Origin of the sequence: Microbacterium hydrocarbonoxydans (assembly GCF_011752045.1) — a bacterium.
In the GTDB taxonomy this organism is placed as follows: Bacteria; Actinomycetota; Actinomycetes; order Actinomycetales; family Microbacteriaceae; genus Microbacterium.
In genome coordinates this window covers 1353760-1365787 of the sequence record NZ_JAAKXW010000001.1, presented here as the reverse complement: position 1 = coordinate 1365787, position 12028 = coordinate 1353760, and the positions used below count along the sequence as shown (strand labels likewise).

The 12028-nt window shown below is 71.2% G+C and carries 11 protein-coding genes; 10 read left to right on the top strand and 1 reads right to left on the bottom strand.

Annotated features, from left to right (window positions below; genetic code table 11):
* The first annotated feature begins 65 nt into the window (after window positions 1-65).
* Window positions 66-1238 (top strand): acyl-CoA dehydrogenase family protein, encoded by a 1173-nt coding sequence (locus G6G98_RS06420; RefSeq protein ID WP_164233095.1) that lies wholly within the window; start codon window positions 66-68, stop codon window positions 1236-1238.
* Window positions 1239-1243: 5 nt separating this feature from the next.
* On the opposite strand, the gene G6G98_RS06415 is transcribed toward G6G98_RS06420, so the two are convergent.
* Window positions 1244-1921: a FadR/GntR family transcriptional regulator gene (locus G6G98_RS06415; protein ID WP_164233097.1), complete on the bottom strand. Its 678-nt coding sequence runs from the start codon at window positions 1919-1921 to the stop codon at window positions 1244-1246.
* 112 nt (window positions 1922-2033) lie between these two features.
* Here G6G98_RS06415 and G6G98_RS06410 point away from each other — a divergent pair, with 112 nt between their 5' ends.
* From G6G98_RS06410 to G6G98_RS06370, 9 genes are all read left to right on the top strand, one after another.
* Window positions 2034-3086: an amidohydrolase family protein gene (locus G6G98_RS06410; protein WP_067349676.1), complete on the top strand. Its 1053-nt coding sequence runs from the start codon at window positions 2034-2036 to the stop codon at window positions 3084-3086.
* 56 nt (window positions 3087-3142) lie between these two features.
* Complete coding sequence (locus G6G98_RS06405) at window positions 3143-4789, top strand: ABC transporter substrate-binding protein (RefSeq protein ID WP_164233099.1); 1647 nt, start codon at window positions 3143-3145, stop codon at window positions 4787-4789.
* Between the two features lie 6 nt (window positions 4790-4795).
* Window positions 4796-5746, top strand: a complete 951-nt coding sequence (locus G6G98_RS06400) for an ABC transporter permease (protein WP_067349682.1) — start codon at window positions 4796-4798, stop codon at window positions 5744-5746.
* Window positions 5743-6627, top strand: a complete 885-nt coding sequence (locus G6G98_RS06395) for an ABC transporter permease (protein WP_084788202.1) — start codon at window positions 5743-5745, stop codon at window positions 6625-6627. The genes G6G98_RS06400 and G6G98_RS06395 overlap by 4 nt, the downstream gene beginning before the upstream one ends.
* On the top strand, window positions 6627-7478 hold the full coding sequence (locus G6G98_RS06390; RefSeq protein WP_164233101.1) for an ABC transporter ATP-binding protein: 852 nt from the start codon (window positions 6627-6629) through the stop codon (window positions 7476-7478). Before G6G98_RS06395 ends, G6G98_RS06390 begins: the two co-directional genes overlap by 1 nt.
* Complete coding sequence (locus G6G98_RS06385) at window positions 7475-8311, top strand: ATP-binding cassette domain-containing protein (protein WP_164233103.1); 837 nt, start codon at window positions 7475-7477, stop codon at window positions 8309-8311. Before G6G98_RS06390 ends, G6G98_RS06385 begins: the two co-directional genes overlap by 4 nt.
* Before the next feature lie 8 nt (window positions 8312-8319).
* Window positions 8320-9792, top strand: coding sequence for a chlorohydrolase family protein (locus G6G98_RS06380; protein ID WP_164233105.1), 1473 nt, complete (start codon window positions 8320-8322; stop codon window positions 9790-9792).
* Window positions 9793-9949: 157 nt separating this feature from the next.
* The gene (locus G6G98_RS06375; RefSeq protein WP_164233107.1) at window positions 9950-11476 is read left to right on the top strand and encodes a DNA-3-methyladenine glycosylase 2 family protein; all 1527 of its coding nucleotides are present in this window, start codon (window positions 9950-9952) and stop codon (window positions 11474-11476) included.
* On the top strand, window positions 11473-11970 hold the full coding sequence (locus G6G98_RS06370; protein WP_164233108.1) for a methylated-DNA--[protein]-cysteine S-methyltransferase: 498 nt from the start codon (window positions 11473-11475) through the stop codon (window positions 11968-11970). Before G6G98_RS06375 ends, G6G98_RS06370 begins: the two co-directional genes overlap by 4 nt.
* Window positions 11971-12028 lie beyond the last annotated feature (58 nt).

The window sequence follows — 12028 nt, the reverse complement described above, 5'->3', positions numbered from 1 at the left end:
TCTTCAGGCAAGTCTGTGCGAACTGTTGCCGCTCGGCGGCATCCGGGGTGTCTAACCTCGTGTTCATGCACACCGTTCCCGACCTGCTCGACTTCGACGACCTGCTCAGCGACGAGGAGCGCTCCGCGCGCGACCGGGTGCGCGCGTTCGTCGACTCGCGCATCCGCCCGAACATCGCCGACTGGTTCGACCGCGCCGTGTTCCCGGCCGAGATCGTGCCCGAGCTCGGGGAGCTCGGCGTCCTCGGCATGCACCTGACCGGCTATGGCTGCGCGGGCCGGAGCGCCGTGGAGTACGGGCTGGCGGCGCTCGAGCTGGAGGCGGGGGACTCCGGGCTGCGCACCTTCGTGTCGGTGCAGGGATCGCTCGCCATGAGCGCGATCCACAAGCACGGCAGCGAGGAGCAGAAGCAGCAGTGGCTGCCGCGGATGGCGACCGGCGAGGTCATCGGATGCTTCGGGCTCACCGAGCCGAACTCCGGATCCGACCCCTCCAGCATGACGACGTTCGCACGGCGCGACGGCGAGGACTGGGTGCTCAACGGCGCGAAGCGGTGGATCGGACTCGCCTCGATCGCGCACATCGCGATCATCTGGGCGCAGACCGACGACGGCGTGCGGGGCTTCATCGTGCCGACCGACACGCCGGGCTTCGAGGCGACGCCGATCGCGCCGAAGCTGTCGATGCGCGCGTCGATCCAGTGCGACATCGCGCTCACCGACGTGCGGCTCCCCGCGAGCGCCCAGCTGCCGGAGGCGCGCGGGCTGCGCGCGCCGTTCTCCTGCCTCAACGAGGCGCGCTACGGCATCGGCTGGGGCGTCATCGGCGCCGCCCGCGACAGCTACGCGACGGCCCTCGAGTACGCGAAGACGCGGGTGCAGTTCAACCAGCCGATCGCCGGCTTCCAGCTCACCCAGCAGAAGCTCGTCGACATGGCCGTGGAGATCGAGAAGGCGCAGCTCGTCGCCCTGCGGCTCGGACGGCTGAAGGACGCCGGCCGGCTCACTCCCGAGCAGATCTCCGTCGCGAAGCTCGGCAACACCCGTGCGGCGATCGCGATCGCCCGCGAAGCCCGTACCGTGCTCGGCGGCAACGGCGTGTCGGGGGAGTACTCGCCGCTCCGTCACGCCGCGAACCTGGAGTCCGTGCGCACCTACGAGGGCACCGACGAGGTGCACACGCTCGTGCTGGGCGCGCACATCACCGGCATCCAGGCGTTCCGCCCGAATGCGGGCTGAACCGCTCAGGTCTCGAGGAACCGCTTCGAGCGCTCGATGATGTTGAGCGCCGCATCCTGTGCGGCCTCGCCGTCGCCGGCGCGGATCGCCTGGAAGAGCGCGTCGTGCTTGTCCCCGGGCGTCTCGGCCAGTGCCATCGAGCCCACGACGTTCTGGGTGACGGCGTTGCGCAGCGACGAGACGAAGCTCGTGTAGATCCCGCCGAGCAGCGCGTTGCGCGAGGCCTGGACGACGTAGAGGTGGAAGGCGACGTCGTGGTCGATGAAGGCCTGCGCGTCGTCGCGGTTCGCGGCCTCCTGCCGGGCGATCAGCTCGGCCTCGATGAGCGCGAGGATCTCGTCATCTCGGTTCTCCGCAGCCTCGGTCGCTGCGAGGGCGTCGAGGGCGCGGCGCACCCGGAACACCTCCCGCGGGTCGGCGTTGCGCAGGGCTCGCCGGAGTGCGACCTCGGTCGGGTCGTTCGCGATCACGTAGGTGCCGTCGCCCTGCCGGGTCTCCAGCAGCCCCAGCTGCGCCAGGGCCCGCACCCCCTCGCGCACGGACGGGCGGCTGACACCCAGGCGCGCCACCAGCTCGGCTTCGGTCGGGATGCGCGTGCCGACGTCCCACGCCCCCGAGGTGATCTCTGACTGGAGGCGCTCGACGACGGTGTCCACCAGTGAGCGGCGCTGAATCGGTTCCACGCACACATTGTCTCGCAAAGGGGGTGACAGCTGTGCAAAATTCATCATACAATCCGATGATCAGCTAAACAGCTGATCAATAAGGCGAGGATGCCGAAGGAGCGCGGAGCACGTGGCAGCACTGATCGAACCGACACCCCTCGTGGCGGCCGGGCTCGTGGACGCCCATATCCACCCGGACAAGACCAGCTGGGGCGACCGGTGGATGGCGCGCAGGCCCGCGCGCACCCTCGACGAGCTCATCGAGAACAACATCCTCGCCCTCACCGAGTACGGTCGCAGCGTCGAGGACCGCGCGTATGCGCTGCTCAGCCACGCGCTGCGCAACGGCACGCTCGCGATGCGCGCCCACGTCGACGTCGGCACCGAGGTCGGCCTCGCCCATGTCGAGGGTGTGCGGGCGGCCGCTGAGCGGATCGGACCCGACCTCACGGTGCAGATCGTTTGCTTCCCGCAGTTCGGCCTGCTCACCAACCCGGGCACGCTCGACCTGATGGCCGCGTCCCTCGACGCCGGCGCGGACATCGTCGGCGGCATCGATCCCCTCGGCCGAGACGGCGACGTCGCCCGGCACCTGGATGCCGTGTTCGGCCTCTCCGTGCGCAGCGGCCGGGACCTCGACATCCACCTCCACGACGGGGGAGAGGAGGGGCTCGCGCAGATCCGTGAGATCGCCGAACGCACCCGCGCCGCCGGCATGCAGGGCCGGGTCGCCGTGAGCCACGCCTTCGCCCTCTGCGACGCGTCGCTGCCCTCCCTCCGCGAGACCCTCGATGCGGTGGCCGAGGCGCGGCTCTGGATCACCACGTGCGCTCTCGGCCCCGACCCGGTCCCCGACCTCGACCTGTTCGAGTCCCACGGCGTCCAGCTCGCGGCAGGCTCCGACGGGGTCCGCGACAGCTGGTCGCCGTTCGGCACCGGCAGCATGGTCGACCGGGCGCACCTGCTCGGCTATCGCACCGGCGCGGTCACCGACGCCGATCTGGAGCGCTGCTACCGCATCGCCTCACGCGAGGGCGGCCGCATGCTCGGCATCCCCGATCTGGACGTCGAGGTGGACGCCACGAGCGCCACCCGCCTCGAGTTCGACTCCCCCTCGATCGCGCAGCTCGTCGTCGATCGTCCCGCCCCCGCGCGCGTGATCCGTCACGGCCGCGTGCTCTGAACGAATCCCCCACCCCCCTCATATCGAAATCCCGACCCGGAAACACAGGAGTTCTCGTGGTATACCGAAAGACAGCACTCGGCGCCGCCGCCACCCTCGCGGCCGCATCCCTCGCCCTCGCCGGCTGCGCCGGCCCGGCCGACAAGGGTGGCGACTCCGGTCCCGCCTCGCTCGACCTGGATCTCAGCAATCTGGCCACCACCACCCCGGCCGGGACGAAGCCGGTGGACGAGGTGAAATGGAACCTCCCGTACGAGCCCTCGTCGATCGACCCGATCTTCACCTGGAACTACGCGGAGAACACGGCGACGGCGAACCTCTGCGAGAGCCTGCTGCGCATGAAGCCCGACCTGTCGCTCGAGCCGGGGCTCGCCTCGAAGGTCGATCAGCCGAACGACACGACCTACGTGTACACGATCCGCGAGGGCGTCACCTTCTGGGACGGCAACCCGCTCACCGCGGAGGACGTCGCCTTCTCGCTGCAGCGTCAGATCGGACCCGAGTCCAGCACCTACTGGTCCGACTACTTCAGCAACGTGGCGTCGGCCGAGGTCACCGGCCCGATGGAGGTCACCGTCACCCTGTCGCAGCCCGACGTGCTGTTCGGGCAGGCCATGGGATCCGCCGCGGGCGCGATCGTCGAGAAGGCCGCAGCGGAGGCCGACGGCGAGGCCTTCGGAACGCCGAAGGGCAACCTGCAGTGCACCGGCCCGTACAAGGTCGCGAAGTGGGATTCGGGCAAGAGCCTCGTGATCGAGCGCAACGACGCCTACTGGGATGCCGAGGTCAAGCCGCTCGCCGAGCAGATCTCGTTCAGCTTCATCGCCGACGAGTCCACCGCGATCAACGCGCTGAGCACGGGCGACGTCGACGGCCAGTTCTTCTACCTTCCGCCCGCGGGCCTCTCGCAGCTGCAGAAGAGCGAGAACGTCACCACGACGTTCGGCGAGTCTTTCGTGTTCTGGACGCTCGCCCCGATCGGCAAGGACGGCGGGCTCGGCGACGAGAAGATCCGCCAGGCGCTGTCGCTCGCGATCGACCGCACGCAGCTGACCGAGGTCGTCTTCCAGGGTGCCGCGATCCCCGCGCCGACCATCGCCGGTCCCGCCACCTGGGGCTACGAGGAGGACGCCTTCGCCGACGCCTTCACGGAGTTCGACGTGAAGTCCGACCTCGAGGCCGCCAAGAAGCTGGTGGAGGAGGCCGGTGCTCCGAAGGAGCCCATCGTCCTCGCCGTCCAGGGAAGCTCGGCGGTGCACGAGCAGACCGCCAGCGTCATCCAGGCCGCCGGCCAGTCGATCGGCCTGAACGTGGAGACCAAGGTCATCCCCGTCGAGCAGTTCGGCAACCTGTACTTCGACCCGGCGGCCCGGGAGGGCCTCGACGGGTTCTTCACCACGAACTACGCCGACTTCGCCGACCCGCTCGGCGTGTACAGCTTCTTCGAGTCCACGAACTCGCACGACTACATCGGCTGGGACGGTGCGGATGCCGAGATCCGCGAGGCGCTGCAGACCACGGACGAGGAGAAGCGCGCCGAGCTCGTGATCGACATCCAGAAGAAGGTCACCGAGGCGCTGCCGTGGATCCCCCTCGCGTACGAGCCGACGACGATGATCCAGAGCACGCGGATCTCCGGCGCCGTCCCGTCGTTCGCGTACCTCTACGCGCCGTGGGCGGTCTCGATCGGCGGGACCGAGTAAGAGTCCATGTCCTTCGCGTCCTTCCTTCTGAGGCGCTTCGGGGGGCTGCTGCTGGTGCTTCTGGTGACCTCGTTCCTCGTGTTCGGGTTGCTGTACCTCGCACCGGGCAGCCCCCTTGCCTTCATCCTCGGTCCGCGCGGCGGCACGCCGGAGCAGATCGCTGCCGTCACCGAGCAGTACCACCTGAACGACCCGTTCCTCGTGCGCTACGTCGCCTGGCTCGGCGACCTGGTGCAGGGCGACCTCGGTCGCTCCCTGGTGTACCGTCAGCCGGTCGCCGACCTGCTGATCTCCCGTGCGGGGACGACGGCGGCGCTCGTCTCCCTGGCTGCGGTGATCATCGCGGTGGTCGGCGTCCTCGCCGGCACCTGGGCCGCGCTGCGCGGTCGCTGGGTCGACCAGGTCGTGTCGACGCTCGCGGCGGTCGGCCTGTCCACGCCGGTGTTCGTGGTCGGCGTCGCGCTGATCAGCCTGTTCGCCGTCGGTCTCGGCTGGTTCCCGACGTTCGGCGTCGGCTCCGGCGGGCTCGACACGCTCTGGCACCTGCTCCTGCCCGCCGTCGCGCTCAGCGTCGCGAGCGCCGCGTACCTCGCCCGCATCACGAAGACCGCGGTGAACGAGGAGCGCACGCGCGAGCACGTGCAGACGGCCACCGTGCGCGGCCTGTCCCCGAGCATCATCGTGCGCCGGCACGTGCTGCGCAACGCGCTCATCCCGATCACCACGGTGCTCGGACTCACGATCGCCACGCTCATCGCAGGGGCCGTCGTCGTCGAGAACGTGTTCGCCCTGGACGGCCTCGGCTCGCTCCTGGTGAAGGCGATCCTCCAGCGCGACTTCGCGGTCGTGCAGGCGGTCGTCCTCGTGCTCGTCGTCGCCTTCGTCGTGGTCAACGCGATCGTCGACGTGCTGTACACGTTCATCGATCCCCGGATCAAGCTCGGGAGCAAGCAATGAGCCTGAAGACGACGACCCTCGCGGTCGCCAAGGACGACGCGCTGCGGGGCAGGGAGACGGTCGTGCGCCGCCTCCTCGACCGGCTCGGCGTGATCGGCGTGATCGCCACCGTGCTGCTCGCCCTCATCGTGATCGCCGCGGTGTCCGCACCGTGGCTCGCGCCGTCGGACCCGAACACGCCCGACCTGTTCGCGGCGCTGAGCGGGCCGTCCGCGGCCCATCCGCTCGGCGCGGACGCCCTCGGCCGCGACATCCTGTCGCGTCTGATGCACGGTGCGCAGGTGACGCTCGCGGGCCCGGGCCTGGTGATCCTGCTCTCCACGATCGTCGGCACGGCGCTCGCCCTCGTGGCGGCGTGGTGCGGAGGGCGCGTGGACGCCGTGATCGTCTGGGTGCTCGACATCCTGTTCGCCGTCCCCGGTATCGTGTTCGCGCTCATCTCGGTCGCCATCTGGGGCCCGAGCCTGTTCACGGTGGTCTGCGGCCTCGCCGTCGCATACATCCCGTACGTGGCCCGGGTCGTCCGCGGAGCGGCGCTGCGCGAGCGGAACCTCCCGTACGTGTCGGCCGCCTGGCTGCAGGGGCACTCCGGGTTCGGCATCACGACGACGCAGATCCTCCGCAACGTGCAGCCCATCGTGATCGCGCAGGCGGTGTCGTCGCTCGGCTTCGCCGTGATCGACCTCGCCGCGGTCTCGTTCCTCGGGCTCGGCGTGCAGCCGCCGACGGCCGATCTCGGCCTCATGGTGAAGAGCGGGTTCGACTCGACACTGCGCGGTTACCCGGGCGAGGCCATCGCGGCCGGAACCCTGATCATCCTGATCGTGTGGTGCGTCACCGTCCTCGGCGACCGCCTCACCTCGAACGCGAGGAGCATGTGATGACCGGACCGCTTCTGCGCGTCGACGACGTGCACGCCACCGTGCACCTGCGGCGCAGCAGCCAGACCCTGCTGAACGGCGTCACCTTCGAGATCGGCGAGGGCGAGGCCCTCGGCCTCGTCGGCGAATCCGGCTCCGGCAAGTCCCTCACCACCAGGGCGATCACCCGGATGCTGGACCCGAACTTCACGGTCACCGGATCGATCGAGTTCGACGGCACCTCGGTGCTGGACATGTCGCCCGCGGCGCTGCGCCGCTACCGGCAGACCGACGTCGGCATGATCTTCCAGGATCCGCGTGCGCACGTGAACCCCGTGCACACGGTCGGGGACTTCCTCACCGAGGTGCTCGTCCGCGACCGCGGCATGGACCAGAGGGAGGCCGACCGGCGTGCGATCGTCCTCCTGGACGAGGTGGGCGTGCGCAACCCGGAGTCGCGGCTGCGCCAGTATCCGCACGAGCTCTCCGGCGGCCTGCTGCAGCGCGTGATGATCGCGAGCGTGCTGCTCGCGGAGCCGAAGCTGATCCTCGCCGACGAGCCGACCACGGCGCTGGACGTCACCGCCCAGTCCGACGTGATGGCCATCATCGACGAGCAGCGCAAGGCCCGCGGGCTCTCGCTGCTGTTCATCACTCATGACCTCGAACTCGCCGCTGCCTGCTGCGACCGGATCGCGGTCATGTACGCCGGTGAGATCGTCGAACAGGGACCCCACGTGTACGAGTCGCCGCGGCATCCGTACACGATCGAGCTGCTGGGCGCCCGCCCGAGCATCGAGGAGCGGGTCGAGCGCCTGCCCGTCCTCACCTACAACCGAGAGATCCACGAGCAGCTGAAGGCGGACGCATGAGCGGTAACGGTGACGCGATCATCGTCGCGCAGAATCTCAGGAAGGTGTTCCCCGCGCCGCGGGGATCGCACGGACAGCCCATCGTGGCGGTCGACGACGTGTCGTTCGAGCTCTTCGAGGACGAGTGCCTCGCGATCGTCGGCGAGTCGGGCTCCGGCAAGACCACGGTCGCCCGGATGCTCGTCGGCCTCGAGACCGTCACAGGAGGGGAGCTCGCCGTCCGCGGCGAATCGCGGGCGAAGGGCGTCCGTCGCCTCGCCGACCGTCGCCGGTGGGCGCGAGAGGTGCAGTACGTGTTCCAGGACCCGTACTCCTCGCTGAACGGGCGCCAGCGCATCGTCGACATCATCGGGTCGTCGGTCGCGCTGCACGCCAGGCGGACCGACAGCGCGCGGACCAGCCGGACCGCCGCGCAGGGGATCCTGGAGAGCGTCGGGCTGGGGGAGCGCTTCTGGCAGAAGTTCCCGCACCAGCTCTCCGGCGGCCAGCGGCAGCGCGTCGCGATCGCCCGCGCGCTCGCGGCGAACCCCGGCGTGATCGTCCTCGACGAGGCGGTCGCCGCGCTGGACGTCTCGATCCAGGCGCAGATCCTCAACCTGCTCAGCGACATCAAGGCCGAGCGCAAGGTGAGCTACCTGTTCATCTCGCACGACCTGGCCGTCGTGAACCAGATCTCGGACCGCATGATCGTGATGGAGCAGGGGAAGGTGGTGGATGCCGGCGTGACCGCCGAGATCCTCGCGAACCCGGTGCAGCCGTACACGCGCGCGCTGCGGGCCGCCGTGCCGCGCGCGGGCTGGAAGCCGGTCCGCCGCGAGCGGCTGGCCGGCTGAGGATCGCGATGCGGACGCTGCTCACCGCCGACCACGTCCTCGCCTGCGAGGACGGCAGGTTCCGCGAGCTGCGTGATGCCGCGGTGCTCGTCGACGGGGATTCGATCCGATGGGTCGGTCCCGTCGGCAGGGCCGCGGCGCACGAATTCGACGAGCGCATCGACCTCGGCCAGGCGCTGCTGATGCCGGGGCTCATCGACCTCGAGGGCCTCGCCGACATCGATCACCTCCAGCTCGACTCCTGGCGGGACGACGACGGCTGGGCGGAGCTGCGATGGTCACGGGCGTACGCCGAGAGTGGTCCGGCCGGCGCGCTGAGCCCGGAGGATCGTCGCCTCATGCGCCGCTACGCGGTCGCGCAGCTCGCGCTGCACGGCATCACGACGTTCATGCCGATCGCCGCCGAGGTGCACACCGCCTGGGCGGAGACCCATGACGATCTCGTCGACGTCGCCCGTGCGGCGCAGGAGCTCGGGTTGCGCGCCTGGCTCGGCCCCTCGTACCGATCCGGTGTGCCGGTGACCGAGCCGGACGGCGCCGAGGGCGTCGCCTGGGACGAGGCCAGGGGAGAGGCGGGTCTCGCCGAGGCGGTGCGCTTCCTCGACACGATCGCCGGCTGGGGCGACCCGCTGCTCACCGGCGTGCTCGCGCCGTGCCGCATCGAGCATGTCACCGAGGAGCTCCTCCGCGAGACCGCCAGGGTGTCGGCGGATCGCGACGTCCTCGTGCGCGTGCACGCGCTGCAGGAGCTGGGCGAGCGCGAGCATTTCGCGCGCACCGCCGGCACCACGCAGCTCGGGCTGCTCGAGCGCACGGGCCTCCTGGGGCCGCGGCTCCTCGTCGCGCACGGCGTCTACCTCGACGTCCATCCCGACGTGCACGGGGAGGACCGCGGCGAGCTCGCGGCGCTCGCCGCGGCGGGAGCATCCGTCGTGCACTGCCCGCTGACCAATGCCCGGTACGCCTTCCTGCTCGAGGATCTCTCGCAGTACCTCGAGGCCGGCGTGAACATCGCGATGGGGACCGACTCGTTCCCGCCCGACCTCATCCGCGCCATCGACCACGGCGTGCAGCTGTCGAAGGCGCAGCACGGCGATCTGTCCCGCGGGATGCTCGCCGAGTACGTGCAGGCGGCGACCCTCGGCGGAGCCACGGCGCTGCGCCGCCCGGATCTCGGCCGCATCGAGGCGGGCGCCGCCGCCGATGTCGTCGCGTTCGCGCTCGACGACATCCGCATCGGCGCCGTGGAGGACCCGCTGCGCACGCTCGTGCTCGCCGGCACCGCGCGCGACGCGCGCTTCAGCATGGTGGCGGGGCGCGTGGTGCTCCGCGACGGCGTTCTCCCTGGCGTCGACATGGAGGAGCTGCGCCGCGAGGGGCAGCGCATCTTCGGCATCCTCCGCGACTCGTACGCCGACCGCAGCGCGCGCACGGCGACAGTCGACGAGATCTTCCCCGCGGTGTTCCCCGTGCGCCGCTGACCCCCATTCGCCGAGACCCCTGGTTGTCGTCCACACCCCCAGCTGTCGGCGTCGGCAGCGAGGGGTCTCGACGAGAGGACGGGGTCTCGGCGGGCGCCCAGACAGCGATGTCCGATTTCCGCCAGTCAACGTCCTCGACGGGTGGCAGAGTGGAGGCATGAGCACAGCACAGGTCGTCACCGGAGGCGTGACCGACTTCGACGAGCGGTACCGCGCGATCAGCGCCCGCGACACCCGCTTCGACGGGCAGTTCGTGACGGCCGTGCGCTCGACCGGGATCTACTGCCGCCCCAGCTGCCCTGCGCGCACCCCGAAGCCCGAGAACGTCACCTTCTACCCGACCAGCGCCGCCGCCCACGAGGCGGGCTTCCGCGCCTGCAAGCGCTGCCTTCCCGAGGCCGCACCCGGGTCGCCCGCCTGGGACCTCCGCGGCGACACGGCCGCCAGGGCGATGCGCCTCATCGCCTCGGGCGTCATCGAGCGCGAGGGCGTGCCGGGGCTCGCCAGGCGGCTGGGCTACTCCAGCCGGCACCTCACTCGACTGCTCACCGCCGAACTCGGCGCCGGCCCGCTCGCGCTCGCCAGGGCGCATCGCGCCCACACCGCCCGCATGCTCCTCGTCGGCACCGACATGCCGATCTCCGACATCGCGTTCTCGGCCGGCTTCGCGAGCATCCGCCAGTGCAACGACACGATCCGCGAGGTGTTCGGCCTCACGCCGGGGGAGCTGCGCGCGCGCCGCAGACGCGACAGCACCACGGCCGGGCAGACGCCGGGCGTGATCGACCTGGTGCTGCCGTACCGCGGGCCGCTCGATGCTGCGGGGATCTTCGCATGGATGGCGGCGCGAGCCGTGCCCGGCATCGAGGAGGCGACCGAGAGCTCCTTCGCCCGGCACCTGCGCATGCCAGGCGGTCCCGCCTGGTTCGAGGTGAGGCAGGATGCCGCCGAACGTCTGCACCTCCGGGCGAGCGTCACCCAGCTCGGCGACCTCGCGCCCCTCGTGGCCACGGTGCGCCGCATCTTCGACCTCGACGCCGACCCGCTCGCCGTCGATGAGGCGCTCGCCGCCCACCCGGAGATCGCGCCGCTCGTGGCCCGTACCCCCGGCATCCGCGTGCCCGGTTCCGCCGATCCGCACGAGATGCTGATCCGGGCCATGGTGGGGCAGCAGATCACCGTCGTCGCGGCGCGCACGGCGCTGACTGCCCTCTCCGACGCGCTCGGGGAGCGCACCGAGCGGGGCCTGCTCTTCCCGACCATGGCGGCCATCGCCGAGCACGGTGCGGAGGTGCTCCGCGGCCCGGCGGCCCGCATCCGCGCGATCACGGGCGCCGCCGCGGCGCTGGCCGACGGCTCGCTGACGCTGACGGTGGGCGACGACAGTCCCGCTCAGCGCGCCGCGCTCCTCGCGATGCCGGGCATCGGGCCGTGGACGGCGGACTACGTGCGGATGCGCGTGCTCGGCGACCCCGACATCCTGCTCCCCGGCGACGTCGCCCTGCGCGCCGGCGCCGCGGCCTCCGGACTGCCCGGCGACCCGAAGGGACTCACCGCCTGGGCGGAGCGCGCAGCCCCGTGGCGGAGCTACCTCAGCGCGCACCTCTGGCGGGCGGCGCCGATCCGGCCCGCCCGCACCACGACCACGGCCCCCGCGCCGACCGAGACCGAGGAGATCTCATGACCGCTCTCATCCAGACCGTCGACACCGCCGACGGCGCCTTCACGATCCTCGCCGACGAGCGCCAGCGGGTGCTCGCCTCCGGCTGGACCGCCGACCCCGCGGCGATCGTCGCCCGGCTCGCCGTCGCCCACCGCCCGCAGCGGATCGTGGAGGGGGAGACGGATGCCGCCGCCGCCGCGCTCGCCTACTACGGCGGCGACCTCACCGCGATCGACGCCGTCGCCGTGAAGCAGACCGGCACCGCGCTCCAGCTCGCGGGCTGGGAGATGCTGCGGCGGATCGAGCCCGGGGCGCCGCTGACCTACACGGGCTTCGCCGCGCGCCTGGACAACCCTCGCGCCGTGCGTGCCGCGGCCTCGATCTGCGCCCGCAACGCGCCGGCGCTCTTCGTGCCGTGCCATCGCGTGCTCCGCACCGACGGCAGCCTCGGTGGATTCGCCTGGGGTCTCGACGTCAAGGAGAGCCTGCTCGCCCGCGAGTCCGCGTCGCGTTGAGTGGGGCCGACGACCGGACGTCGATCCGGTCGTCGGCTCCGACGAACCGCGCCGCCCC